Annotated in this window: 27 protein-coding genes and 2 pseudogenes; 14 read left to right on the forward strand and 15 right to left on the reverse strand. The window is 58.3% G+C overall.

Features of this window, described 5'->3' with window-relative positions; all coding sequences use genetic code 11:
• Positions 1–163, forward strand: a pseudogene (locus tag DBR18_RS28710) (hypothetical protein); the annotation flags it as partial.
• Here the strand turns inward: DBR18_RS28710 and DBR18_RS04275 are convergent.
• The 3 genes from DBR18_RS04275 to DBR18_RS04285 all read right to left on the reverse strand — a co-directional run bounded on the left by DBR18_RS04275 (position 108) and on the right by DBR18_RS04285 (position 2,651).
• Positions 108–1,040, reverse strand: coding sequence for a DMT family transporter (locus DBR18_RS04275; RefSeq protein WP_108589374.1), 933 nt, complete (start codon positions 1,038–1,040; stop codon positions 108–110). The pseudogene DBR18_RS28710 and the gene DBR18_RS04275 overlap by 56 nt on opposite strands.
• A 268-nt stretch (positions 1,041–1,308) precedes the next feature.
• Complete coding sequence (locus DBR18_RS04280) at positions 1,309–1,713, reverse strand: DUF2177 family protein (protein ID WP_108589375.1); 405 nt, start codon at positions 1,711–1,713, stop codon at positions 1,309–1,311.
• Between the two features lie 101 nt (positions 1,714–1,814).
• The gene (locus tag DBR18_RS04285; protein WP_108589376.1) at positions 1,815–2,651 is read right to left on the reverse strand and encodes a S1 RNA-binding domain-containing protein; all 837 of its coding nucleotides are present in this window, start codon (positions 2,649–2,651) and stop codon (positions 1,815–1,817) included.
• 350 nt (positions 2,652–3,001) lie between these two features.
• Between DBR18_RS04285 and DBR18_RS04290 the strand changes: the two genes are divergently transcribed.
• The 3 genes from DBR18_RS04290 to DBR18_RS04300 all read left to right on the forward strand — a co-directional run bounded on the left by DBR18_RS04290 (position 3,002) and on the right by DBR18_RS04300 (position 5,056).
• Positions 3,002–3,190 carry a hypothetical protein gene (locus tag DBR18_RS04290; RefSeq protein WP_016985943.1) on the forward strand — a complete coding sequence of 63 codons (189 nt, stop codon included), beginning with the start codon at positions 3,002–3,004 and terminating at the stop codon, positions 3,188–3,190.
• 205 nt (positions 3,191–3,395) lie between these two features.
• Positions 3,396–4,115 carry a TorF family putative porin gene (locus DBR18_RS04295; RefSeq protein WP_108589377.1) on the forward strand — a complete coding sequence of 240 codons (720 nt, stop codon included), beginning with the start codon at positions 3,396–3,398 and terminating at the stop codon, positions 4,113–4,115.
• 71 nt (positions 4,116–4,186) lie between these two features.
• The gene (locus DBR18_RS04300) at positions 4,187–5,056 is read left to right on the forward strand and encodes a DUF6279 family lipoprotein (RefSeq protein ID WP_108589378.1); all 870 of its coding nucleotides are present in this window, start codon (positions 4,187–4,189) and stop codon (positions 5,054–5,056) included.
• Positions 5,057–5,133: 77 nt separating this feature from the next.
• Here the strand turns inward: DBR18_RS04300 and DBR18_RS04305 are convergent, their stop codons facing one another.
• Positions 5,134–5,526 (reverse strand): transcriptional regulator, encoded by a 393-nt coding sequence (locus DBR18_RS04305; RefSeq protein WP_108589379.1) that lies wholly within the window; start codon positions 5,524–5,526, stop codon positions 5,134–5,136.
• Positions 5,527–5,702: 176 nt separating this feature from the next.
• Here DBR18_RS04305 and DBR18_RS04310 point away from each other — a divergent pair, with 176 nt between their 5' ends.
• The 4 genes from DBR18_RS04310 to DBR18_RS04325 all read left to right on the forward strand — a co-directional run bounded on the left by DBR18_RS04310 (position 5,703) and on the right by DBR18_RS04325 (position 8,275).
• Positions 5,703–6,437, forward strand: coding sequence for a thioredoxin family protein (locus tag DBR18_RS04310; RefSeq protein WP_108589380.1), 735 nt, complete (start codon positions 5,703–5,705; stop codon positions 6,435–6,437).
• A gap of 102 nt (positions 6,438–6,539) precedes the next feature.
• Complete coding sequence (locus tag DBR18_RS04315; RefSeq protein ID WP_108589381.1) at positions 6,540–6,815, forward strand: hypothetical protein; 276 nt, start codon at positions 6,540–6,542, stop codon at positions 6,813–6,815.
• 263 nt (positions 6,816–7,078) lie between these two features.
• The gene (locus tag DBR18_RS04320; protein WP_108589382.1) at positions 7,079–7,663 is read left to right on the forward strand and encodes a papain-like cysteine protease family protein; all 585 of its coding nucleotides are present in this window, start codon (positions 7,079–7,081) and stop codon (positions 7,661–7,663) included.
• 12 nt (positions 7,664–7,675) lie between these two features.
• The gene (locus DBR18_RS04325; RefSeq protein ID WP_108589383.1) at positions 7,676–8,275 is read left to right on the forward strand and encodes a hypothetical protein; all 600 of its coding nucleotides are present in this window, start codon (positions 7,676–7,678) and stop codon (positions 8,273–8,275) included.
• A gap of 63 nt (positions 8,276–8,338) precedes the next feature.
• Here DBR18_RS04325 and DBR18_RS04330 read toward each other — a convergent pair whose 3' ends face one another.
• A complete protein-coding gene (locus DBR18_RS04330; protein ID WP_041070247.1) occupies positions 8,339–9,679 on the reverse strand; it encodes a DEAD/DEAH box helicase in 1,341 nt (446 codons plus the stop codon).
• 191 nt (positions 9,680–9,870) lie between these two features.
• Between DBR18_RS04330 and DBR18_RS04335 the strand changes: the two genes are divergently transcribed.
• Complete coding sequence (locus tag DBR18_RS04335; protein ID WP_108589384.1) at positions 9,871–11,169, forward strand: mechanosensitive ion channel family protein; 1,299 nt, start codon at positions 9,871–9,873, stop codon at positions 11,167–11,169.
• Between the two features lie 66 nt (positions 11,170–11,235).
• On the opposite strand, the pseudogene DBR18_RS30205 reads toward DBR18_RS04335, so the two are convergent.
• From DBR18_RS30205 to DBR18_RS04385, 9 genes and pseudogenes are all read right to left on the reverse strand, one after another.
• Positions 11,236–11,316 (reverse strand): annotated as a pseudogene (locus tag DBR18_RS30205) (hydrolase); the annotation flags it as partial.
• Positions 11,317–11,452: 136 nt separating this feature from the next.
• Positions 11,453–13,027 (reverse strand): bacteriocin immunity protein, encoded by a 1,575-nt coding sequence (locus tag DBR18_RS04345; RefSeq protein WP_108589455.1) that lies wholly within the window; start codon positions 13,025–13,027, stop codon positions 11,453–11,455.
• Positions 13,028–13,109: 82 nt separating this feature from the next.
• Positions 13,110–13,385, reverse strand: a complete 276-nt coding sequence (locus DBR18_RS04350) for a bacteriocin immunity protein (RefSeq protein ID WP_108589385.1) — start codon at positions 13,383–13,385, stop codon at positions 13,110–13,112.
• Entirely contained in the window at positions 13,382–13,657 is a 276-nt protein-coding gene (locus tag DBR18_RS04355) for a bacteriocin immunity protein (RefSeq protein WP_108589386.1), read from the reverse strand. The genes DBR18_RS04350 and DBR18_RS04355 overlap by 4 nt, the downstream gene beginning before the upstream one ends.
• 42 nt (positions 13,658–13,699) lie before the next feature.
• The gene (locus DBR18_RS04360; RefSeq protein ID WP_108589387.1) at positions 13,700–14,167 is read right to left on the reverse strand and encodes a DUF6392 family protein; all 468 of its coding nucleotides are present in this window, start codon (positions 14,165–14,167) and stop codon (positions 13,700–13,702) included.
• Positions 14,167–16,746, reverse strand: coding sequence for an S-type pyocin domain-containing protein (locus tag DBR18_RS04365; protein ID WP_108589388.1), 2,580 nt, complete (start codon positions 16,744–16,746; stop codon positions 14,167–14,169). The genes DBR18_RS04360 and DBR18_RS04365 overlap by 1 nt, the downstream gene beginning before the upstream one ends.
• Positions 16,747–16,844: 98 nt before the next feature.
• Positions 16,845–17,711, reverse strand: a complete 867-nt coding sequence (locus DBR18_RS04370) for a carboxylate/amino acid/amine transporter (protein ID WP_108589389.1) — start codon at positions 17,709–17,711, stop codon at positions 16,845–16,847.
• A 339-nt stretch (positions 17,712–18,050) separates the two neighbouring features.
• Positions 18,051–18,650: an FMN-dependent NADH-azoreductase gene (locus tag DBR18_RS04375; protein ID WP_108589390.1), complete on the reverse strand. Its 600-nt coding sequence runs from the start codon at positions 18,648–18,650 to the stop codon at positions 18,051–18,053.
• A 229-nt stretch (positions 18,651–18,879) separates the two neighbouring features.
• A complete protein-coding gene (locus DBR18_RS04385; protein ID WP_108589391.1) occupies positions 18,880–19,194 on the reverse strand; it encodes a 3-phosphoglycerate kinase in 315 nt (104 codons plus the stop codon).
• A gap of 49 nt (positions 19,195–19,243) precedes the next feature.
• On the opposite strand from DBR18_RS04385, the gene DBR18_RS04390 reads away from it, so the two are divergent.
• The 5 genes from DBR18_RS04390 to aqpZ all read left to right on the forward strand — a co-directional run bounded on the left by DBR18_RS04390 (position 19,244) and on the right by aqpZ (position 24,391).
• A complete protein-coding gene (locus DBR18_RS04390) occupies positions 19,244–20,167 on the forward strand; it encodes a LysR family transcriptional regulator (protein ID WP_108589392.1) in 924 nt (307 codons plus the stop codon).
• Between the two features lie 14 nt (positions 20,168–20,181).
• Entirely contained in the window at positions 20,182–20,985 is an 804-nt protein-coding gene (locus DBR18_RS04395) for an alpha/beta fold hydrolase (protein WP_108589393.1), read from the forward strand.
• A 3-nt stretch (positions 20,986–20,988) separates the two neighbouring features.
• Entirely contained in the window at positions 20,989–21,552 is a 564-nt protein-coding gene (locus DBR18_RS04400) for a peptidylprolyl isomerase (protein ID WP_047292371.1), read from the forward strand.
• 88 nt (positions 21,553–21,640) lie between these two features.
• Entirely contained in the window at positions 21,641–23,473 is a 1,833-nt protein-coding gene (locus DBR18_RS04405) for an ABC transporter ATP-binding protein (RefSeq protein ID WP_108589394.1), read from the forward strand.
• A 222-nt stretch (positions 23,474–23,695) separates the two neighbouring features.
• A complete protein-coding gene (aqpZ, locus tag DBR18_RS04410) occupies positions 23,696–24,391 on the forward strand; it encodes an aquaporin Z (RefSeq protein WP_108589395.1) in 696 nt (231 codons plus the stop codon).
• 97 nt (positions 24,392–24,488) lie between these two features.
• Here aqpZ and DBR18_RS04415 read toward each other — a convergent pair whose 3' ends face one another.
• Complete coding sequence (locus DBR18_RS04415) at positions 24,489–25,613, reverse strand: GNAT family N-acetyltransferase (protein WP_108589396.1); 1,125 nt, start codon at positions 25,611–25,613, stop codon at positions 24,489–24,491.
• Positions 25,614–25,662 lie beyond the last annotated feature (49 nt).

The raw sequence follows: 25,662 nt of genomic DNA on the forward strand, positions 1-25,662 counted from the left end.
GCCGCTGCTGGCGGCGTTGAGCAGCCATTTCAGCGGTGGTCTGCAACCGGCGCTGATCATTGCCGGCAGCGGCCTGCTGATTGCCGGCGGGCTGGCGCTGCAATCGGTCAGCGCTGGCCGAGGGCTTTGCGCAAACGCCGACGCACCCACTGCTCAGCGCTGACAAAGGTGATGCCCAGCAACACCAGCACCGCGCCGATGACGAAGTTCACCGTCAGTTCTTCACCCAGCAGCACCACGCCGAAGGTGACGCCGAACAGCGGTGTCATGAACGAAAACACCGCCAGATTGGCCGCCAGATAGCGCCGCAGCAGCCAGAACCAGGTCAGGTAACTGAAGAACGACACCACCAGCCCCTGGAACAACACGCTGGCCACCGCCACGGTGGTCAGGCTGACGTGGCTGATCTGACCGCTGAACAACGCGATCAACAGCAGCCCGACGAAGCCGACGATCAACTGATAGAACAGGGTCAAGGTTACCGGCGCTTCCGACAGCCGCGAAGCGCGCACCACCACGGTAGTCGCGCCCCAGCAAGCGCCGGCGATGACACCAAATGCATCGCCCAGCAGCATCCGCCGGTCGAGGTTGTCCCACGACACACCGCCGGCGAAGGCTATCGCGATGCCGACGAACGCGAGCAGAATTCCCAGCCATTGCAGCGGGCGCAGGCGCTCGCTCGCCAGAAGGAAATGCACGCCCAGCGCGGTGAAAATCGGCGCGGTGTAAAGGAACACCGACATGTGCGCGGCGGTGGTCAGTTGCAGGCCTTCGGCGATGAAGAAGAACTCCAGACCGAACAACGCACCGGCCAGCAAGCCGCCGCGCCAGGTGTTGCCGACTTGATCCCAGCCACCCTTCCAGCACAGCAGCAGGCCCACCAGCAACGCGGAAATCCCCGAGCGCCCGGCGGCCTGCATCACCGGCGCGATGTCCGGCGCGGCCCACTTGATCATCACTTGCTGCACGCCCCAGATCAGGCACAGGCCGATCATCACCTGCAAGGCAAACCCATCGGCATTGCGCCGCTCGACACTCACCGCAACACCTCGAACACACACAACATGGCAGCCATCCACTGGTCAAAAAATCTGTGTCAGGGATTATCAATCACTCGGGTAAAAAAAGCCGTCTGAAAAAGACTTTGTCTGCGTCAGGAACGTCAGCGGTGAATGGCCGTCGGGTGCGCCGCCATTCGCTGGCAAGCCAGCTCCCACAATGACCGGTTTGCTCACTGATTCTTTGTTGGACACAAAACTCTGTGGGAGTCTGGCTTGCCAGCGATGACGTCAGTTTGAACAACGCAGATCAGGGAGGTGAACTCAGTAGTCGTTTCGTCACCAAAAATCCGACCGAGCAAGCCACAGCAGTGGCAAACGTCCCCCATGCCCAATCCAGCAAACTCACCTGCACCGACCACCCACGCAATGTCGCCCAATTGGTCAGGTCATACGTGCCATACGCCACCAGCCCCAACAACGCGCCCATGCGTGCCGCCCGTTGCCAGCTCAGCGCCGGCAACACCACAAACTGCACGCAACCAAAAACGTACAGGCAATAAAAAACCGCTGCCGGAACCAGCAGCGGTTTTTCGAGCATCAGCGAACCAAGTAGCTCGCGGTAGGTCGGCGCCATCAATACACCGAGCCAGATACCGTCGAGCAACAGAAACGCCAGCAGTGTGGCGCCATAGGCAATCAACGCTTTCTTCATCTGCAAACCCTCATGTAGGAGCTGCCGCAGGCTGCGATCTTTTGATCTTCAAAGGCAAAGATCGCAGCCTGCGGCAGCTCCTACATGGGGCCGGCGGTGGCTCAGGTTAGTTCAATGCGATCGGCGTGAATGACGATCTTGCCTTCCTTGTACAGCGAACCGATGGCCTTCTTGAAGTTGCCCTTGCTGACCCCGAACATGCTGCTGATCAGCGCCGGATCGCTCTTGTCACTGATGGCCAGCGTGCCGTTGCTTTCGCGCAACTTGCTGAGGATCTTCGAACTCAGGCTGCTGGCTGCTTCCTGCCCCACCGGTTGCAGGCTGAGGCTGATCTTGCCGTCGGCGCGCACTTCCTTGATGAAACCCTTCTCGCGCATGCCCGAACGCATGAACTTGAAGATCTCATTCTTGTGAATCAAGCCCCAGTGCTTGTTGTTGATGATCGCCTTGAAACCCATGTCGGTGGCTTCGGCAACCAGCAAATCGACTTCCTGCCCGGCGCTGTAGTTGGCCGGCGTCTTATCGAGGTAGCGATCCAGTCGCGCAGTAGCGGTGATGCGGCGCGTATGTTTGTCGAGATAGACGTGCACCACGCAGTACTCGCCAGCGGTCATCTGGCGCTTTTCTTCGGAATACGGCAGCAACAGATCCTTCGGCAGCCCCCAATCGAGGAACACACCGATACTGTTGACTTCAACTACTTTCAGGCTGGCAAATTCACCAACCTGAACTTTTGGTTTTTCAGTGGTAGCGAGAAGTTTGTCTTCGCTGTCCAGATAAATAAAAACGTTGAGCCAGTCTTCATCTTCGCTGGGAATATCTTTAGGGATATAACGGTTAGGCAAAAGAATTTCGCCGTCGGCACCACCGTCCAGATATAAACCGAAGTTAGTGTGTTTAACCACTTGCAAACTGTTGTAACGCCCGACTAAAGCCATTTTCCAGAACCCTCATTGCGTGGGCGGCATTCTACCCGGTTTTGCCTCTGCCGTTCGCTGGTGGAGCACCCGTTCGAGAAAATCTGCGGGTCGCCTTGATTTTCCTCGGTCTGACGCCACCCGATTGCCACTCGTCAGGCCAACGCGGGGCCTGACGCTTCATTTCACTCGGGATATTTTCACTGATTACAAATAAATGTTCTTATTCAAAACAGTGGCTTAGGGGAGTATTTCGATTAATTAATCGAGAATACTCCACCCACGCGCTCAGTTATTCCGGGGGATATTTATCAAGCAATTGTCAAGTTATTCCTGTACGATGCCTGGCCGAGTTACTTTTCTACAGGTTAATGGCCGCCATGCGTGTAAAAGCATCCACCAGCAAAGCAAAGCCAGCTCCAGCCGTTGAAACCAGCGAATCGATCAACGATCAAATCGCAGCGTTCCTCAAGTCCGGCGGTGAAATCCAGCAAATTGCCAAAGGCGTCAGCGGCCAGACGTTCGGTCCGTCCAAGCAGATCAGCCTGGGCAAGAAGTAACAACCGGCAATACACCCGTCCTGAGACGCTTTGAGCTTCGAAGCGTCTGGACTGGCACCCGCGTTACCCCTCCTTCTGTTTAATCAAATCTTTTGAAAATCGACGAACGGCCATCATTGCCGAATATTCGCCGGTATCCTTGCACGCGTCTGGATCAAGCGTTTCAGCAGGCTAAAGCCTGCCCTCGCTGTTCATGGAGTGACGCATGCTCAAATCAAATTCCTGTTTATTACTGGTAGGCCTGCTGGCCTGCTCAACCACGCACGCGCAGATTTTCCAGCGCGAACTCGGTGACTTCGATCTCAAGCTCGGCACCACGCCCAGCCGCAGCATGGCTCAGGGGCTGGTCAAGCCGGCGGCGGTCGGTTCCTTCCACGGCGGCCTTGATTTGAGCCACGACAGCGGCCTGTATGTCGGCCAGTATGCTCCAAGCATGGGCCTTACCCCGGGCAAGAATCTGGAAATCGATTCCTACGTCGGCTTCAAACAACCTTTCGATCAGTCGCTCGGCTACGAAGTCGGGATGATCCACTACAGCTACCCCAAAGTGGACACCCTCGACAGCCAGGAACTGTTCGGCGGCCTGACCCTGCTCGGCAGCCGTTTCGGCGTGGCCTTCAGCAACGACCCGGACAAACAGAACAACACGCTGTTCGCCGACCTTGGCGGCAATCAGCCGTTCGGCATCGGGATCAGCATGAAGTACACCACCCACCAATTGAACACGCCCGTGTCGGTGGACGGTGGTTATGTCAGCAGTTTTACCGATTGGTCGGTGAAATTTTCCCGCCCGTTCATGGGCGTCGACCTCGACCTGATCTACAGCAACTCCAGCCTCAGCGGCAGCGATTGCTCTGCTTACTCCGGACAAAACAGCGAGTGCGACGGGCTGGTCACGCTGAAGGCCGAGCGCGCGTTCTATTGATCGGCTGAACTGCCAGGAGCTTCCTGCGTTCACATAAGAATCAGACGTCAGGCTCTCGCAAGGATTCGCTCATGTCTCGCTGGTTCAAATACCTCGCCACCCTGCTGATCTTCACCCTCGCCCTCGGCGCCTGCAGCCGCGTCGGGCTGGCCTATCGCAATCTCGACGTGATCATTCCGTGGACGCTCGGCGACTACCTGGACATGAACGGTGAACAAAAGGACTGGTTCAACGAACGGCTCAAGGAACACCTGAACTGGCACTGCACCACGCAATTGCCGGGCTACCTCGACTGGCTGGATCGCTTGCAGGCGATGGTCGAAACCAATCAGGTGACGGACGCGGCACTGCAAGCGCGAACCGTAGAAGCGAAAAAAGCCATCGCCGAAACCGCCCGCCAGATCACACCGTCGGCCATCGAATTGCTGCAAGGGCTGGACGACAAGCAAGTCGCCGAGATGAACGACGCGTTCGCCAAGGACCTGCGCAAACGGGAAAAAGAATACGTCAAACCGCCGCTGGCGCAGCAGATCGCCGAACGTGGCGCACGCATGGACAAGCGCCTGACCGACTGGCTTGGCCCGTTGAGCGCCACTCAGGAACAACGGGTGATGGCCTGGTCAACCGCACTGGGCGATCAGAATACCCAATGGATCGCCAACCGCGCGCATTGGCAGCAACAGTTCAGCAATGCCGTCGCCCAGCGCAAAAGTCCCGAATTCCCACAGCGAATCGAGACGCTTCTGGTCAATCGTGAACGTTTATGGACAGCGGATTATCAGAAAGCCTACGCCAACACCGAAGCACAGGCGCGCTCACTGGCGGTTGATTTGATGGCCGAGAGTACGCCGCAGCAGCGTCAGCGGTTGTTGAAGAAGATCGAGGGTGTGCGTAAGGACTTCAATGATTTGAAGTGTCTGAAGGCAGTAAAGCAGGAATAGAAGATCAAAAGATCGCAGCCTTCGGCAGCTCCTACAGGGTATGTGCAGGAGCTGCCGGAGGCTGCGATCTTTTACTTTCAGGCAATCTGCGCCTTTGAAGCCACTTCATCAAATGTCGCTTCATCCAGTGCATCTTCCTGCTCATCCAGCACCTGCCGCGGATGATCATTGCCGGGAATGCTGCTGTCGATCAGGCTCAACAGGCTGGAACCACGCGGGGTCAGAATGAAATTGTTGCCAGTACTGCCCATATGATCCGGGCGCGGTTCGATAAATCCACGATCAAGCAACAAGCCTTCGTATTCGCAGGCCACCGTCTTCAAGTGATCCAGATTCTCGATCGGCTCACCGGCGCTGGCTTTCGCCGCGGCATAATCCTCGGCATATTTTCGCGGAGCGAAACTTTCGCCAGCACTGTTCTGCACTTCATGCAGCAAGCGTTCAATCAAATCCCAGTTATAAGTCGTCATCCTGATTCAACCTCCGGTGCGCGTGATTTAGGGCGCTGTCATAGGTTGTGACCCGAGCGTGCCGCAGCCGTTCAGCCGCATTTTTCGCGGCGACCGACCGGCGGTCTGTCGAATTGATCGAGGGTTAAACGACTAGTCTGACAGAGACGGTTTCAACCCCCGCAGGAGAAATCATCATGAACGTTGAGAATCATCCGGTGGTGTCGCGCGAAGAATGGCTCGCTGCGCGCAAACAGCATCTGGCCGACGAAAAGGCCTTCACCCGCGAGCGCGACCGCTTGAGCGCCAAACGCCGCGCATTGCCCTGGGTCAAAGTCGACAAGGACTACCGCTTCAACGGCCCGCACGGCGAGCTGAAACTGGGCGACCTGTTCGGCCAGCACAGTCAATTGATCGTTTACCACTTCATGTTCGCCAAGGACTGGAAAGAAGGGTGCCAGGGCTGCTCGTTCCTGTCCGACCACATCGACGGCGCGAACCAGCATCTGGCGCATCACGATATTGCGGTGGTGGCGGTCTCCCACGCACCGTTCGAACAGTTTCAGGCCTTCAAGCGTCGTATGAACTGGAAATTCGACTGGGTGTCGTCAGAAGGTTCTGATTTCAACTACGACTTTGGTGTTTGCGCCCGCGCCAAAGACGCGGAAGCAGGAGAAGCTACCTACAACTACGAAAAGACTGACAGCGCCGAGGAAGAGATGCCGGGGCTGAGTGTGTTTTATCGCAATGAGGCCGGGGAGATTTTCCACACCTATTCAACCTACGCCCGAGGTCTGGACATGCTGGTCGGTGCCTACAACTACCTCGACCTCACACCCAAGGGTCGCAATGAGGAGGAGATCATGGAATGGGTGCGACACCACGACCGATATGAAGGAGAAACAAAATCCAGTTGCTGTCATGACAGTTGACACCTGTGGGGGCAAGCCTTGCTGGCCCCCACAACTCTGAACTTTTTCCGCCCTCCAGCCCTCAACCGATTAACCCGCCTTAACCGGAACTGAGGCCCACCCATGAAAACCCTGATCAATCTCACCCTCGCTGCCACCCTCGCCTGCGCGCTGCCCGTCTGGGCCTGCACACCCGAGGAAGCCACCGCCAAACGTGAGCAACTGGCCAAGGAAGTAGCGAAACTCACCGAACAGAACCCGACCAAGGCCAAGGAGATCAACGCCGAGTTGCAGAAAATGGATTTGGGCACGACCAGTGCCGATTTGCCGGACAAGTGCCAGTTGATTGATCAGCGCTTGAAAGAGCTGGATTCGGCCGAGAAGAAAACCGAAGGCTAAAAAGCAAGATCAAAAGATCGCAGCCTGCGGCAGCTCCTACACCGAACCCTGTAGGAGCTGCCGCAGGCTGCGATCTTTTACTCTTGAAAATGCATTAATGCATTTATTTTCTTGCACAAATGCATATACGAACTAAGGTTTACCTCGAGCAAGGAGATCGGCACCGTTCATCGCAGATGAAAACTGTTAACCACCGATCGCTCGGCAATACCGCAACACAATCACAAGCTGGACGCTTGTTTTCATTCATGGAGGACTGAAAAATGTTAACCACTCAAGCAACATCATTCACTGGCGAAAGCCTGCCAAGATGCCTTGTCGGCCATCTGCTCGATCCACAATTGGTCGAGGTTGAAGCCGCGCTGCAAATCGCTGCACCGGCCGCTGCCAGCCTCAACTTCACGGTACAGAAACAGACCCAGACCAACTGGTGCTGGGCCGCCGTGTCCGCCTCGGTCGGCAACTATTACGGCACTGGAAACTGGACTCAATGCGGTGTCGCCAGCACCCAACTGGACCGCAATTGCTGCAGCCAGCCGGGGCCATGCAACGTCTACGGCTATCTGGATTCGGCCCTGCAAACCACCCGCAGCTACAACGGCATGAATCAGGGTTCGCTGCAGATGTCGGCTATCCAGAACCAGATCAGCATGGGCCGCCCGGTCAGCCTGCGCTGTGCCTGGTACGGCGGCGGCGCGCACTTCCTGACGATCTATGGCACCAACGGCAACTACGTGCTGATTGCTGACTCGATCTACGGTTACTCGACCCGTGCCCTGAACTCCTTCCCGGGTTCGTACAACGGCGGCGGCAACTGGACTCACACTTACTTCACCGTAAAAAACTAGGAGGGCGACATCATGCAACTGACTTATCCAAAGGCGCCGTCCAACGGCGTTCAAACCCTGCGACCAGTGCTGCAAGCGGCGCTGCAAACCCAAGGCTTCGGCATCAACCGCCAGTTCGCCCATGCGACACCGGCCAAAGTCAGCCTCAGCGAAGCTTATCGCAGCTACTCGCTGACGCTGGACGACCTGAGTCAGGGCAAAGGCCTGAAGGACGCGCGAATCGGTGACTGGCATTACCTGGTATTTGCCGATGGCGTGACCATTGCCGATGCGCAACTGGCCGAAGTTCGCGGGCACGTCGAGTTCTCATCGCTGAACCACGGCAGCCGGGCCGCCGACACGGTGGGCGCGTTGAAACTGGCGGAACTGGCGCCACAACTGCAGGGCAAGACCGTTGAACTGCGGGTGCTGTTTGTCTCGGCGCTGCACGTCGTGGCGATCTGGCTGCATGCTGACGGCGAAGATGTGTTGATCCCGATCGAGCCAACGCCGAAAGCGCTGGGGGATTCGCGGCTGTACAGCGAAGCCGAGCTGCTCGCGCTGCTCAAACCGCCGGCGGACCGTGCCAAACAGCGCTTTGACGCCGACACCAGCGGACAATTGGGGAGCTGACAAATCCCGCGCATAAAAAAACCCGGACACTGTCCGGGTTTTTTATTGGCCGCTTGAAACGACTTATTCAGCCGCAGGCTCTGCCGGCTTGCGGCGCTTGAGCGGGGCCATGCCGTCGCTGCTGACCAGAGAATCCGGCTTCGGCCGGTTGGCGCTCTTGCGCTTGGTCGGGGTCTTGGCGGCGGTTTTCTTCTTGTCGCCCTTGGCGTCGGTCTTTTTCTTCTTCACGCCGACGGCTTTGCCCGAGGCCTTGACCTTCTTCGGCCCGCCGTAGGTGCCTTTGACTTCCTTGATGGTGCGGCGCTCGAAGCTCTGCTTCAGGTAGCGCTCGATGCTCGACATCAGGTTCCAGTCGCCGTGGCAGATCAGCGAGATCGCCAGACCATCGTTACCAGCGCGGCCGGTACGACCGATGCGGTGCACGTATTCGTCACCACTACGCGGCATATCGAAGTTGATTACCAGATCCAGGCCATCAACGTCCAGACCACGGGCCGCGACGTCGGTGGCTACCAGAATCTTCACGCCGCCCTGCTTCAGGCGATCGATCGCCAGTTTGCGATCCTTCTGGTCTTTTTCGCCGTGCAGCACGAACGCCTTGTATTCCTGAGCCACGAGGCGGCCGTAGATGCGGTCGGCCATGGCGCGGGTGTTGGTGAAGACGATGGCCTTCTGGTAGGTCTCATTGGCCAGCAGCCAGTTGACGATCTGTTCTTTGTGCTGGTTGTGGTCGGCAGTGATGATCTGCTGACGGGTGGTCGAGTTCAGCTGGCTGACTGCGTTGAGCTGCAGGTGCTCAGGGTTGTTCAGCACCTTGGCGATCATCTCGCGCAGGCCGGAACCGCCGGTGGTGGCGGAGAACAGCATGGTTTGCTGACGGTTCGGGCATTCGTCGACCAGACGTTGCACATCTTCGGCGAAACCCATGTCGAGCATGCGGTCGGCTTCGTCGAGCACCAGCACTTCGACTTCTTTGAGGTCGAGGTTGCCGGCGTTGAGTTGCTCGATCATCCGGCCCGGGGTGCCGATCAGGATGTCCGGCACCTTGCGCAGCATGGCCGCCTGCACTTTGAAGTCTTCGCCGCCGGTGATCAGGCCGGACTTGATGAAAGTGAACTGCGAAAAGCGCTCGACTTCCTTCAGGGTCTGCTGGGCCAGTTCGCGGGTCGGCAGCAGGATCAGGGTCTTGATGCTGACGCGGATCTTCGCCGGGCCGATCAGGCGGTTGAGGATCGGCAGGACAAAAGCGGCGGTCTTGCCGCTACCGGTTTGCGCCGTCACCCGCAGGTCACGCCCCTGGAGCGCCAGCGGAATGGCCGCTGCTTGCACAGGCGTTGGCTCGACAAATTTCAGCTCGGCCACGGCTTTGAGCAGGCGTTCGTGCAGGGCGAATTGGGAAAACACGGGTGCTACCTCGAAGATATGCAAAAAAACAGCTGCATAGGTTACCGGTTTCGAGCGCTCAGGCCGAGTTTCTTTATACAAACGGGCGTAATCAGTGGCTTTTTTGTTGCTCGATTTGTCTCCAACGGTAATACACAGCGTCTTAAATGCTCTAATCGCCCATCGCGTCTTACAGAAGAATCGTTGCTCACATGGATTTCAAACAGCTCTGGCTCAACGCCCAAGACCTCTGGGGTGCCCTCGAACAGCACCCGTTCCTGCAATCCGGCCTGGCGCTGATGCTGCTGTTGGTGATCGCGCTGGTCCTCGGACGAGTGGCGCGCTATCTGATCCTGCACGCCAGCCGCATGCTCGGGCGCCAGCCGGCGCTGCACTGGATCAACGACTTTCGCCACAACAAGGTGTTTCAACGTCTGGCGCAGATGACGCCGTCGCTGGTGATCCAGTTCGGTCTGCACCTGGTGCCGGAACTGAGCAAAACCGCGATGACCTTCCTTGGCAACGTGGCGCTGTCGTTCACCATCCTGTTCCTGCTGCTGTCGGTCAGCGCCCTGCTCAATGCGTTGCTGGACATCTACGCCCGCACCGAACACGCGCGCACCCGCTCGATCAAGGGCTATGTGCAACTGGCGAAAATGGTTCTGTACGTGTTTGGCGCGATCATCATCGTTGCCACCCTGATCGACCGTTCACCGTTGTTGCTGCTGTCCGGTCTGGGTGCGATGTCGGCGGTGATCCTGTTGGTCTACAAGGACACTCTGCTGTCGTTCGTCGCCAGCGTACAGCTGACCAGCAACGACATGCTGCGGGTCGGCGACTGGATCGAAATGCCGCAAGTGGGCGCCGATGGCGACGTGGTCGACATTACCTTGCACACGGTCAAGGTGCAGAACTTCGACAAGACCATCGTCTCGATCCCGACCTGGCGCCTGATGTCCGAATCGTTCCGCAACTGGCGCGGCATGCAGCAGTCGGGCGGGCGGCGGATCAAGCGCAGCCTGTTCATCGACGCCAGCGGTGTGCGTTTCATCCGCGACGATGAAGAGGAAAAACTCTCCCAGGTGCATCTTCTGACCGCGTACATGGGACGCAAGAAAGCCGAACTCAAGGCGTGGAACGAGGCGCAGGGCAATGTGGCGGCGATGTCGGCCAACCGTCGGCGCATGACCAACATCGGCACCTTCCGCGCCTATGCGCTGGCCTACCTGAAGAGCCACCCGGAGGTGCAGCCGAACATGACCTGCATGGTTCGCCAGATGCAGACCACCGCGCAGGGCATCCCGCTGGAAATCTACTGCTTCACGACCACCACGGTGTGGGCCGATTACGAGCGGATTCAGGGGGATATTTTCGATTACCTGCTGGCGGTGCTGCCGGAGTTCGGTTTGAGTCTGTATCAGCAGCCGAGTGGCGGGGATTTGCGTTCGGGGTTGTTGCCGGCGGTGCTGGGTGCAAGCCACATTCCAGAAGCCGAAAAACATTTGATGTAGAGCTTTATTCAGCGCAACAAAAAAGACGCAACCCAGGTTGCGTCTTTTTTTTGTCCCGCCGACTTATCAGGCCTGCCGCTGCGGCGCCTTATGCACCATGGTGCAGGCGTAATCGACGCCCATGCCGGACGCGTCGTGCCGAAGTACATCTCGTAACCTTCAGCCAAGGCTTCCAGAGCCAGGAAGAAAGCGGCGCGGGAAGTGATTGCGGCACTGGACGAGGCCGAGCAGCGGGCACGGGGTAGGAACGTGCGGGCACGCCGCAGTCGCCGCACCCGGACGTTTATCGAGTTTCTGGTAGGGCAATTGGCGCCTCAGGTATGAGCGACTGCCCGGCTGCATCACGCGGATCCCTGAACATCAAGTACAGCGGTGCGAGCCCAGATCCCTCGGGAAAAACCACAACGTAGTCGTCAAAGCTGACCGTTGAGAGATCCTGGAAGTTTTCGAGCGAAGGCACGGCGCTGGATTGAACGAATTCCAACCGGTTTTCAACATCAGGAGCAAACGATATTGCGGTGTCCAAAGGGGTGGGAGTACTCCAGCTCACCGAAACCGCTGAAGCACCATCTGAGGTGAAATCGTAAGTCTGCGAGTCCTCATTCCAGGCAGCAGATCGCACCCTGACACCCGGCGATATCGCGGAGCCATTTGTCGGTGTAATGAACGCCTGCTGCAGCGTTTTGATTTCTCGCAGACTTCGCGACAATCTTCGGGTCGGTACCGAACAGGTTCCGCTGCTCATTCGAAATGGCAGGTCTTTCTCTGCCCGAGTCGCAGACAGGTATTGCCAATCCACGCCTTCAACCGGAATAAATTCGGACACTGGAAGGCAAATCCCATAGAACCCCGATTCGGCACGGCTGAAAAAGTCGAACTCCAGTATCGCGGCATATTGACCTTGATGGACTGCGTCGCCCGAGGTGACTTGCCAGGTGAACTCAGCCACCGCCGAACGAATGGCTTTTTGCAGATCGACACGATGGTTTTCCAATGACGGCGAAAGTGCATCCTCGACAAGGATCGCCGGGCGCGCGTCGACGAAAGCAAGCGGCGCAAAGAGCCGCGCAGGGTCACCACCCGTCTGACGACGCAAATCGACAAGTCGACTCTGGGCCGTTGCCAACAATAATTCGCTCTGCACGTTTGCAAGATGCTGATTGAAGACGTTCACCTTCGCGATGGAACTGTCGTAGATCGTCGAGAGTTGCTGGGCGATACCTTGCCATTGCGCATGCAGGGTTTGAGCATGCACCACATCATTGCGGGCGCCATCCCTTGCAAACTTGATGCGTAGTTGCAGGGTAACAAAGCGGCGAACGGCAGACCTCGCACCGAACTCGGCCGCCTCCAGCGCCCGGATAGACGCTGCACTTTCATCTACGCCAGATTGAGAACCTTGTTGTTCAAGCAAATGCTTGAAGCGTTGCTCCAGCACCGCAAGGGCTGCTTGTACTTGTTGTTCCGCAATGGACATATCAGTGGAAAACGTCTTGATGTCCGCAAGGTTTTGCGCGATGCGCTGCTGTGTGATCCGTGTCCAATCGAACGGGACATTCGGGCGAGCGTGAGACAGGTTGGCAGCAGGCATCGCTTGTCCTTTGAACGCGGCGCGGCCCTGTTGCTGGTGCCAGTCCTTGACGAAATACACCACCGTATCGGCCTGATAAACGTTGTCGAACTCATCCCGTGGCGGATAAAACAGCAGGTCGGCACCTTGGGGATGACCCGCTATCTGGTCGAAATGATTGATCAATCGGTCATGATCCGCTTTGGGCATATCGACGGCCCAGATCCGGTCAACCAGCGCCTGGAACTCCGGCTCGGTGTAATCGCTGAGGGTTGATTTGAGTTTCATGGTTTTTACTTCCTTGTATGTCCGCATGACGCCAAAGGGCACTCAAGTGAATGCCCTCCTTCCATAGTCACTTGCTATAAAGTTACTCAGGTTTGAATCCCGGTTTGTTATTGAGTGCGCGCCACTCTTTCACTTCTTTCAGGATGCCTTCGGGGCTGTCTTCACGTCCCTCCTTGGGGTAGAAGATCACGTCTGAGCGGTCGGGGTGTTCGGTAATTAGCTCGAAATGATCGAGCAATTTGTCCAGATGGGCCTCTAACGCCGCCCCCTCCAACCCGCTGGGGAAGTGCACGAATCCTTGTAGAAAAGATAAAAACTCGGCTTCGGTGTAGTGCTCAAACTTCTCTTTAAAAATCATTCAGACTTAAATCCCCGTTTATCGCTGAGCGCGAGCCAATCTTTCACGACTCGCAGAACACCTTCAGGCGTACTCTCTTGCCCATCTTTCGGGTAAAAAATCACATCCGAGCGATCAGGATGCTGCGTCACCCGCTCGAAGTGCTCTACTCCCTTGATTATGAAAGCGTCGTAATCGTCAGCAGACATATCATCTCTTTCCTCATAAAGAGCGCGCAGAAACTCTAAAAACTCTACCTCGGTGTAGTCTTCAAGATTGTCTTTAAAAATCACAACATATCTCCGGCGAACACCATTCAGACAATTAGTTTTTTGCTACTTTTCCACCATGGTAAAAACCAATGTCTTGACTTGCATGTCAGCGGTGTATTGAAACACCACCTTTTTACCTGGATAGGTATTTTGATCGAGTAGATAGGATTCCCAACCTCCAGTTTGACCCATTGGCTTGGGCATCTTTATCGGCCCCCGGGTCTCCATAGCCGCTCCAAAAATTGCATGAACATCGGTTTGTGTCATAACCGACTTGAAGGGCGCTGGAAGATCACCTTCGTAAATGACAGTCATAGGCATCGTCTTGACCAAGGTGATAAATACGCTCTCCAGCTTCTTGGACTCGGCGAGAAATGTCAGCTCCAGCCCGTTTTCAATCTCAAGATCTTGCAAGTCACACCCCGGATATAGCTCCACCAGAGGCTGTTCATCAAGTAACCCCTGTGTGACGAGAGCGCCAAAACGAAGCCCTACACCTGCAATAAGCTCACTAATCTTCAAAGATTTCATCAATACCACCCCTGCTCTTTGTGAAGAACATGTAGTTTTTTACGCCCAGCTTCAACTTCCGCCTCAGCAAACCCTGCTTCCAACAATCCAGTTTTTATCGCATCAAAATTCTGATCGACTGAACTCTCGATATTGATCGCATCTTGCCCTTGTTTTGAAGAGGTATTACGCCCTCCGTAGGTTTCACTAAATTTTCGATGCACATTAAACGGTATGGCAATGCTAGGAGCCCGTTGAAGAAAATTTCGACGCTCACGCGGAGACATATGGGGAAAATTATTCCGCAGATACAACTCCAACGCCTTCCTTGAAGGAATATGGTCAATATCCAACCCATCCCCCCTGCTCCGCCCACTGAGTTCGTTATACGGCCCAACCTCCAGCGGCTCAACTGGCGGCCCGGCAAACACCAGATCCGGCGAAGGCAGCTCCATATCCCCCGGGAACCCCGGAATACTCGCACCTGCCTGCCCTTCATCAACAGCCGGAAACGTCTCGTTTGCCGGTAGGATCGGGATGAGCGGGTTGCCGGGATAAGCCGTGGGTGTCGAAGGGGAAATCGGTGTGGTGGTCGGCCCGAGGTGTTCGCTGCCCGGTGGCACCAGAGGGGTCCAGGTTCCAATGCCAACCGGGGGAATCGGCCAAGGCTGGACGGCGGGAAGAACGCCACGTCTTCCGTGGACACTTTGCGGCGCGACAATGCTGACCCGGTCAAGATTGAACGGATTCGCTCCAACGGATGCATCGTCCTCAAAGCGCAGTTCGAACTCCCGGCGCTCACCCACCCAGGTGCTTTTCGGCGCATAGGGAGCGAAGCCTTGCTCGACGCGTTTTTTGTTGACCTCATCGAACTGGCTGGTCAACGCGGGTTGCTCACCGAGTGTTTGCCACAACACTTGGTCAAACGCGCCGAACGATTGGATTTCCCGCCCACGCAACTGGTCGCCGATCTGACTGGGAATGGCTGCACCGGTGCTGCGGCTGACCGTGTTCCACCAGTCAGCCGTCGCGGGTTGACCGTTGCCGGTGACGACGCCCGCACCCAACGGTGGCAGGTTGAAGGACAGGTACATCGGCGCCGTGCCCGGCACGCAGATGATGCAGTCCTGAATGCGCAGGTCGACGCCCTTCGGCAAGTCCTGAACAACCGGTGGCAGCAGCGCTATCCGGCCCTGGCTCGGAACCTCTTTGGTGATGCTCGCATCGGGCGTGAACTGCAGGTGTCGGGGTGGTGAGCCAGGGACTTCTGCGGTGTAGTTGCCCGTCAGCGGATCAAGCACCGCATTGATGACCGGCACACTGGCGCTGATCTCATTGCCGGTGGTGACCGCAATGACGGCGGTGCCTTGCGCTACGGCCTCAGGCTTGAGCCGATAAGGCATCTCCACCGACCCGCCGGAATCGGCGATCGAGCGAAGCGCTTGCTCATCAGGAAGCCCCAGCGTCTGGGCAGGCACGGCGACAGACTGAAACAATCGTCGTCGCTGCTCCGGCGTCAGTTCTCCATCGCCCAGCGTTGGCGAGTACACCAACCCGCCGATCAATACCGTGGACGGATGGGGAACCAGCATGGCGAGGGGAAGGTGTTTGATCGCTTGCCGTACACCGGCCTCGATGAGTGCCCCCGCTTGCTGGGCAACGAGTGCCCCGGAACGCGTCAACACCATCGCGCCGTGCGTCATCGACGACATCGGGACGGTCAGCGTATTGGCCTGTCGGGTTCGACTGACCCGCGCATCTTCATCAGCCTTTTGCTTGAATCGAACCCGTGCCTCGCGCTGTGCAGCGTATTGGCGCTGAGCCTCCCAAACTGCCTCCCTGGCACGCCAGACCACGGTCTGCTCGGCATGATGCCTGGCCAGCGCAGCAGACCTTTCCCGCAGGGTTTGGATCTGCGAGGTCAACAAGCGCGCTTCATGGGCAGCGGTGTATGCGCTTTCCCAGATCCGGTGGCCGTCATCGAGCGCTTGGCCAAACTGGCCGAGCCGAGTCAGATAGTCATGGGACAGGCGCGTCAGCGGGTCGTGTCCATCGAAGGAACGGGCTGCCGCATTCTTTGCATCGAGTTCCGCAGATTTGCGGGCGAGCAGCCCGTCGATTTCGCCTTTTTCCTTCGTAATCAGGTAAAGCTGCCAACGCTCACTGTCATCGCTGTTCGGTGGCCTGCGCGAAGCGAGGACTTCTTGCTCCAGGGAGGTCGAGAGTTGACCGGCCTTTTCGGCAAAGCGACGATCGATCTCGGCCCTGATGGCGTCATGTCGCTGCGCCAAACCCGCCAGGAACTGCATCAGCGCTTGATGACGCGCCTGTTCCTGAACCTGTGCGGCGGCGGCTTGTGCCTGTGCCGCTTGGGCTTGTGCCTGAGCCGCCGCTTCAGCTTGCTCTTGCTGTTGTTTTTGCCGGTGCGCCGCTTTGGCCCGGGCCCGAGCCTTTTGCTTGCTCTTGCTGACCTTGCCGAAGCCGCCCGATACCCCGCCACCGCCACCAAAACCACCACCCGACCCGCCACCCGAAGCGGGCGGTCCGGTTCGGATGACGACGCTTCCCGACGTTCCATCGTTGAAATTGTTCTGTGCCATACAGTCACTCCTTGTCTGTAGGGCACAGCGTGTCGATCAAGCGGTAATCAGGTGCGGTATATAGTTATCGCGGTGGAAATAAAGTATTGATTAGAGATTCAGCCAATGGCCTGCGATTTGCGAATCCCCAACCGGCTGATCCACACCGCCGCCAGAATTACGCTGCCGCCGAGCAACAATCGCCCGAGCTCTTCATGCTGATTCCAGATCAGCAGATTCAGCAGCAAACCCACCGGTACATGCAGGTTGTTCATCACCGCCAGCGTGCCGCCGTTGACCATGCACGCGCCTTTGTTCCACCAGTACATCCCCAGCGCAGTGGAGACCAGGCCGAGGAACAGCAACACGCCCCATTGCAGCGGCGCTTCGGGCAGGAAATTGGCTTTGCCGAACAGCAGAAACGCCGGCAACACCACCGCCAGTGCCCCGAGGTAGAAGAAGCCAAAACGTCGGTAGTGCGGCAGATCGCTCGGGTGTTTTGCCACCAGGTGTTTGTACATCACCTGGCCTGCGGCGTAGGTGAAGTTGGCCAGTTGCAGCAGCAAAAAGCCCATGAAGAAATCCGGGTTGATCCGGTCAAAACGAATCACCGCCGCACCACCCACCGCCACCAGTGCAGCCACCAGCGCCCACGGGTTGAACCGTCGGTTCAGCGCATCTTCGATTAGCGTCACGTGCAACGGCGTGAGGATGGTGAACAGCAGCACCTCCGGCACCGTCAGCACCCGGAAGCTCAGGTACAGGCAGACGTAGGTGATGCCGAACTGCAACGCGCCGATCAGCAGCATGCCGCGCATGAATGCGGGCTCCACCGATCGCCAGCGGGTCAGCGGAATGAACACCAGCCCGGCCAGCACCACGCGCACCAGCACTGCGAAGTAGCTGTCGACATGCCCGGCGAGGTATTCGCCGATCAGACTGAAGGAAAACGCCTGGATCAGCGTGACAAAAAGTAGATAGCCCATGGTCGCCTCTGTTTCGAATGGCGGCGACGATAGCGGTTTTTACATCCTGCAACCAACACAAATCCCCTGTAGGAGCTGCCGCAGGCTCGGGCCTGGTTCGGACGATCTTTTGATCTTGTTTTTTTAAAATCAAAAGATCGCAGCCTGCGGCAGCTCCTACAGGGAGAGCAGTGAATCAGAGAAATCCCGGGCAAAAAAAAGCCCGATCTCGCTAAAGCGTTCAATCGGGCTACAGCACTCAGGAGCAACAAGTGCAAAGGGAGGTTCGATGCGCGTAGAGCCTTGAAGGGGTTGCGCCGGGTCACTAGAACAATCGGCGATTATCTGGCGATTAACATATCAAGCGACCTGAGACAGTTTGGCATTGGCCTGATTCAGGCCCTTCTCCTGGAAGTCGCCACCCAGGTTCATGCCTTCAGCGTGAATGAAGGTCACGTCGTGGATGCCGATGAAGCCCATGACCTGACGCAGGTACGGTTCCTGATGGTCAGCCGGGCCGCCGGCGTAGATGCCGCCACGAGCGGTGAGCACGTAGGCACGCTTGCCGCTGAGCAGGCCTTGCGGGCCGGTTTCGGTGTATTTGAAGGTCACGCCGGCACGCAGCACGTGGTCGAGCCAGGCCTTGAGGGTGCTCGGGATCGCGAAGTTGTACATCGGCGCGGCCATTACCAGCACGTCAGCAGCCAGTAACTCGTCGGTCAATGCGTTGGAGCGATCCAGCGAAGCCTGCTCGCTGTCGTTGCGCTGCTCGGCGGATTTCATCCAGCCACCCAGCAGGTTGATGTCCAGGTGTGGGACGGGATTCACCGCCAGGTCACGCACGGTAATCTGATCGTCGGGGTGCGCGGCTTTCCACTGGCTGATGAAGGTCTGGGTCAGTTGACGGGAAACCGAGTCTTGCTGGCGGGCGCTGCTTTCGATGATCAGAACGCGGGACATGGTGTGTAGCCTCCATCCGGGAATGTTGTAGGTCGATGGAGTGAAGGTTAAACAGGGATGAATCGATGAAAAAGCGCAAATAATTACTGCAAAGCATCGAATAATTCGTTTAGATGCAGTTTGTACCCTTGTAGGAGTGAGCCTGCTCGCGATAGCGGTGTGTCAGATACATCAGGATTTACTGACACACCGCTATCGCGAGCAGGCTCACTCCTACAGGGGATTGCCGTTATTTCGGGGTGCAGCTCAGTTCGATGCGCAGCTTGATGATCTCGCGGGAGAACTTGGCCGTGGCGTTCTTGTGTTTGCCGGCCGGCACTTCGATGTTGCGCGTACGCGGTGCTTCCGGGCCATTGCTGAACACGGCTTTGCACAGCGCATCGACATCGCCGTAGTTGGCGACACGAATCGAGCCGATGTCTTTGTCGGTGTCGTAGGTTTCGTAGTCGATCTTCAGGCCATTGAGGTTTTTCTGCACGTCGATCGGGTAAGCAAACGCCGTCAGCGGCAGCAGCGCCAGCAACACACAACAGAATTTTTTCATTCGCCAGTCTCCATGAGGGACGGCCAGCTTAGGACAAGAGGAGCTATTGATGAAAGCGCCCCGCGTGACCCTTGATCAATGGCGAACATTGCAGGCCGTGGTCGACCACGGCGGTTTCGCCCAGGCCGCCGAGGCGCTGCACCGCTCGCAATCGTCGGTGAGTTACACCGTTGCCCGCATGCAGGACCAGCTCGGCGTGCCGTTGCTGCGCATCGACGGGCGCAAAGCGGTGCTCACCGAAGCCGGCGGCGTGCTGCTGCGGCGCTCGCGGCAACTGGTGAAACAGGCCAGCCAACTGGAAGACCTCGCCCACCACATGGAACAAGGCTGGGAGGCCGAAGTGCGGCTGGTGGTCGATGCCGCCTACCCGAGCGCACGCATCGTCCGCGTGCTGACCGCGTTCATGCCGCAGAGTCGCGGCTGCCGCGTGCGTCTGCGCGAAGAGGTGTTGTCGGGGGTGGAAGAGGTCTTGCTCGAAGGCGTGGCCGATCTGGCGATCACCGGCCTGAGCATCCCGGGCTACCTCGGTACAGAACTGAGCGACGTCGAATTTGTCGCCGTCGCCCACCCCGATCACGCTCTGCATCGACTCAATCGCGAACTGAGCTTCCAGGATCTGGAAACCCAGATGCAGGTGGTGATCCGCGACTCCGGTCGCCAGCAACCACGGGACGTCGGCTGGCTCGGCGCCGAACAGCGCTGGACCGTGGGCAGCCTGGCCACCGCCGCGACGTTCGTCAGCAGCGGTCTGGGCTTTGCCTGGCTGCCACGGCACATGATCGAACGGGAATTGAGGGAATGTTCGCTCAAGCTGCTACCGTTGGATCAGGGCGGCAGCCGCAACCCGAGCTTCTACCTGTATTCGAACAAGGACAAACCACTGGGCCCGGCGACACAAATTCTCATCGAACTGTTGCGCACCTTCGACACCTTACCGCTGGACGCACCGTTCGCCGCCCCCGAACAAGCCTGACACGGAGTTCACCGATGGCCTATTTCGAGCACGAAGGTTGCAACCTGCACTACGAGGAATATGGCCACGGTACGCCGTTGCTGCTGGTTCACGGGCTCGGTTCGAGCACGCTGGACTGGGAAATGCAGATCCCGGCGCTGTCGGCGCACTATCGAGTGATCGTCCCGGACATACGCGGCCACGGTCGCTCGGACAAACCCCGCGAGCGCTACAGCATCGCCGGTTTCAGCGCCGACGTGCTTGCCCTGATCAAGCATCTGAACCTCGGCCCGGTGCATTACGTGGGGCTTTCGATGGGCGGGATGATCGGTTTTCAGTTTGCCGTCGATCATCCGCACAGGCTCAAGAGCCTGACCATCGTCAACAGCGCCCCCGAAGTCAAAGTCCGCAGCCGCGACGATTACTGGCAATGGTTCAAGCGCTGGAGCCTGATGCGCGTGCTCAGCCTGGCTACCATCGGCAAGGCACTGGGCAGCAAACTTTTTCCAAAACCGGAACAGGCCGATCTACGGCGGAAAATGGCCGAACGCTGGGCAAAAAACGACAAACGTGCTTATCTCGCCAGCTTCGATGCGATTGTTGGCTGGGGCGTTCAGGAACGACTTTCCCGGGTGACCTGTCCAACCCTCATCGTCAGCGCCGACCGTGACTACACACCGGTGGCACTGAAAGAAACCTATGTAAAACTGCTGCCGGATGCGCGGCTGGTGGTGATCGCCGACTCGCGCCACGCCACCCCGCTCGATCAACCCGAACGCTTCAACCAAACGCTGCTGGAGTTTCTCGCCGCAGCCGATATTCAATCTCAGGATCACTGACCCATGCTGAAAAAACTCGCCCTCGCCGCTGGTACTGTGCTGTTCGCCGCCAACCTGATGGCGGCCACGCCAGCAAAAGCACCGCACGTGCTGCTGGACACCACCAACGGCCAGATCGAAATCGAACTGGATCCGGTCAAGGCGCCGATCAGTACCAAAAACTTTCTGGATTACGTCAACAGCGGCTTTTACACCAACACCATTTTTCACCGTGTGATCCCGGGCTTCATGGCTCAGGGCGGTGGTTTCACCCCACAGATGCAGCAGAAAGAAACCAAGGCACCGATCAAGAACGAAGCCAGCAATGGCCTGCATAACGTTCGTGGCACCCTGTCGATGGCACGTACTTCCAACCCTGATTCGGCCACCAGCCAGTTCTTCATCAACGTGGCCGACAACGCCTTCCTCGATCCGGGCCGTGATGCCGGTTACGCGGTGTTCGCCAAAGTGGTCAAGGGCATGGACGTGGTCGACATCATCGTCAACTCGCAGACCACCACCAAACAAGGCATGCAGAATGTGCCTTCCGACCCTGTGATCATCAAGTCGGCCAAAGTCATCGACTAAGCTGTACAGGGCGTATCGAGCGGCGCGGGCCTGACGCCACGCCGCTCACACCGATAAAAGGAGAGCCCGGCTTCCGGGCGGTTATCTGATGCTCTATCGCCGTTTCGAACAACTGATCGACATATTCCGCGACGCTCCGACCGCGTCCCCACCGGATCGTGTCTGGCCCTTCTATACCTATTACCTCAAGCAGGTCTGGCCGAGTTTTGCCGCCCTGCTCGTCGTCGGCCTGTTCGCCGCACTGATCGAAGTGGCGCTGTTCAGTTACCTGAGCCGCATCATCGACCTGGCCCAGGGCACGCCCAACCCGAATTTCTTCAGCGACCACGCCCTCGAACTGACCTGGATGGTGGTGGTGGCGCTGGTGCTGCGGCCGATCTTCTTCGGCCTGCACGACCTGCTGGTGCATCAGACTCTAAGCCCCGGCATGACCAGCATGATCCGCTGGCAGAACCACAGCTACGTGCTCAAGCAGAGCCTGAATTTCTTCCAGAACGATTTCGCCGGGCGCATCGCCCAACGCATCATGCAGACCGGCAACTCGCTGCGTGATTCGGCGGTGCAGGCCGTGGACGCACTGTGGCACGTGCTGATCTACGCGATCAGTTCGCTGGTGCTGTTCGCCGAGGCCGACTGGCGCCTGATGATCCCGCTGCTGACGTGGATCGCCGCCTACATCGGCGCGCTGTACTACTTCGTGCCACGGGTGAAAAATCGCTCGGTGGAAGCCTCCGACGCGCGCTCGAAACTGATGGGGCGAATCGTCGACGGTTACACCAACATCGCCACCCTCAAGCTGTTCGCCCACACCAATTTCGAACAGCACTACGCCAAGGAAGCCATCGAAGAGCAGACGGTCAAGGCGCAGATGGCCGGCCGCGTGGTGACCAGCATGGACGTGGCGATCACCACCATGAACGGCCTGCTGATCGTCGGCACCACCGCACTGGCGCTGTGGTTGTGGACCCAGTCGCTGATCACCGTCGGCGCGATTGCCCTGGCGACCGGTCTGGTGATCCGCATCGTCAACATGTCCGGCTGGATCATGTGGGTGGTCACCGGCATCTTCGAAAACATCGGCATGGTCCAGGACGGTCTGCAGACCATCTCGCAACCGGTCAGCGTCACCGACCACGAACAGGCCAAACCGCTGGCCGTGGCCCGTGGCGAAGTGCGTTTCGAGCATGTGGATTTTCACTACGGCAGGAAGAAAGGCATCATCGGCGACCTCAACCTGACCATCAAACCGGGTGAGAAAATCGGCTTGATCGGCCCGTCCGGTGCCGGCAAATCGACCTTGGTCAACCTGCTGCTGCGCCTCTACGACGTCGAGGGCGGACGCATTCTGATCGATGGGCAGAACATCGCCGAAGTCGGTCAGGAAAGCCTGCGCGCGCGGATCGGCATGATCACTCAGGACACGTCGTTGCTGCACCGTTCGATCCGCGACAACCTGCTGTACGGCAAGCCTGACGCCACCGATGCCGAACTCTGGGATGCGGTGCACAAGGCCCGCGCCGACGAGTTCATTCCGCTGCTGTCGGACGCTGAAGGTCGCACCGGTTTCGACGCACACGTCGGCGAGCGCGGGGTCAAATTGTCCGGCGGTCAGCGCCAGCGCATCGCGATCGCCCGGGTGCTGCTCAAGGACGCGCCGATCCTGATCATGGACGAAGCAACCTCGGCACTGGATTCGGAAGTCGAAGCGGCGATTCAGGAAAGCCTGGAAACCCTGATGCAGGGCAAAACCGTGATCGCCATCGCCCACCGCCTCTCAACCATCGCCCGCATGGACCGGCTGGTGGTGCTGGAAAACGGCAAGATCGCCGAGAGCGGCACCCACGCCGAACTGCTGGCCCATCGCGGGTTGTATGCGCGGTTGTGGGCGCACCAGACCGGGGGATTTGTCGGCATCGATTGATCACGCAAGATCAAAAGATCGCAGCCTTCGGCAGCTCCTACAGTGTATTTCTACTCACCTGTAGGAGCTGCCGAAGGCTGCGATCTTTGCTTTTTGGGGTCGCTGGAAATCCACAAAATCCCTGCTGTACTCAGCCAAGGTTCCAGCGCGGAACCTGTCGTAAATCGGCAAGGAAGCACAACGCATCACAGTCTCGATAGCACGCCTATCAAGGACTCTCTCATGTCTCTGTTCAAACGTTCAGTCACTGAGTTGTTGGGTACGTTCTGGCTGGTTTTGGGTGGTTGTGGCAGTGCGGTGCTTGCGGCGTCTTCGCCGCTGGGCATCGGGGTGCTGGGGGTGGCCCTGGCGTTTGGTCTGACGGTGCTGACCATGGCGTTCGCCATTGGTCATGTCAGCGGCTGTCACCTCAATCCCGCGGTGTCAGTCGGTTTGGTAGTTGGCGGGCGGTTTCCGGCCAGGGAGTTGCCGGCCTATGTCATCGCCCAGGTGCTGGGCGGGATACTTGCCGCTGCCCTGCTCTACTACATCGCCAGTGGCAAGGAAGGTTTCGATATCGCCGCCGGCCTGGCCTCCAACGGTTACGGCGAACACTCACCGGGCAAATATTCGATGGCAGCAGGCTTTGTCACCGAGCTGGTGATGACCGGGATGTTCGTGATCATCATCCTTGGCGCCACCGACAGACGCGCCCCGGCGGGCCTCGCACCGATTGCCATCGGCCTGGGCCTGACGCTGATTCACCTGATCTCGATCCCGGTCACAAACACCTCGGTCAACCCGGCACGCAGCACCGGGCCGGCGCTGATGGTCGGCGGCTGGGCGATTGCGCAGTTGTGGATGTTCTGGGTCGCGCCGCTGCTGGGCGCGGTAGTGGGCGCAACGATCTATCGCTGGCTGGGTAAAGAGGAATCCTGAAACCACCGCCTCCCTGTAGGAGCTGCCGCAGGCTGCGATCTTTTGATCTTAAAAACCACATCAAAAGATCGCAGCCTGCGGCAGCTCCTACAGGGATCTAGGTTTGGCGGTAGGGCAAGGCTGTTTTGGCTTCCTCGGCGTACGCAAGAACGCCGGCGCGTTCCTGTTGCAGGAAGTCTTTGACGGCGGCCTTCAGGCCCGGATGACGCAGGTAGTGCCATGAGTGGGTGATCACCGGTTCAAAACCGCGAATCAGTTTATGTTCCCCCTGAGCACCCGCATCAAAGCGCTGATACCCCTGGGCAATCGCATAGTCCATGCCCTGATAAAAACAGGTCTCGAAATGCAGCCGGTCAAACTCGGCCAGGCAGCCCCAATAGCGCCCGTAGAAGCTGTCGCCTCCCACCAGGCTGAAGGCCATCGCCACTGGCCGTGATCCTTGTTTGGCGAACACTACCCGAATCGCCTCCGGCATCCGCTCGGCCAGCAGGCTGAAGAACTCGCGTGTCAGGTATGGCGCCTGACGCCGCACCGCGTAAGTGTTGGCATAGCAGGCGTAGACAAAATCCCATTGCGACTCGTCCAGCTCGCGCCCCTGCCGCCATTCGAACTCGAAGCCCTGCCCCGCCACTTGCTCGCGCTCTTTGCGCATCTGCTTGCGCTTGCGCGAACTGAGCACGTCGAGAAAATCCTGAAAGTCGCGATAGCCGCGATTCTGCCAGTGATACTGACAGCCAATTCGCTGCAGCCAGCCCGGCTGCTCGACCATCGCGGCGTCGGTGAACGAGTCAGTGAAATTGATGTGTGCACTGGAAAGCCCTTCTATTTCCAGGTAACCCGGCAGGCTCTTCAGCAGTTCGAAACCGTCCTCGACATTCGCCGCCAATAGTCGCGGGCCGCTGACCGGACTGAACGGCACCGCCGTCAGCAGTTTGGGGTAGTAATCGATACCGGCCCGGGCGCAGGCATCGGCCCAGCCGTGATCGAACACGTACTCGCCGTAGGAATGCCACTTGCGATAACTGGGCAGCGCCGCGATCAGCCGATCGCCTTCGACGTGCAGCAGATGCTCGGCTTGCCACCCCGTGTGCGGGCCAACGCTGCCGCTGTCTTCAAGGGCCGAGAGAAAGGCGTGCCGCAGAAACGGCTGGTTCTCGGGCACCAACGCATCCCATGTCGCCGGAGCGATTTCCGACAGGTTTTGCAGACGTTGCAACGGCATCAACTGGCTCTCCACATCTTGGCGTCAAAGCCCAGCGAGTATCGCTGAT

Source organism: Pseudomonas sp. HMWF021 (genome assembly GCF_003061005.1).
Lineage (GTDB): Bacteria > Pseudomonadota > Gammaproteobacteria > Pseudomonadales > Pseudomonadaceae > Aquipseudomonas.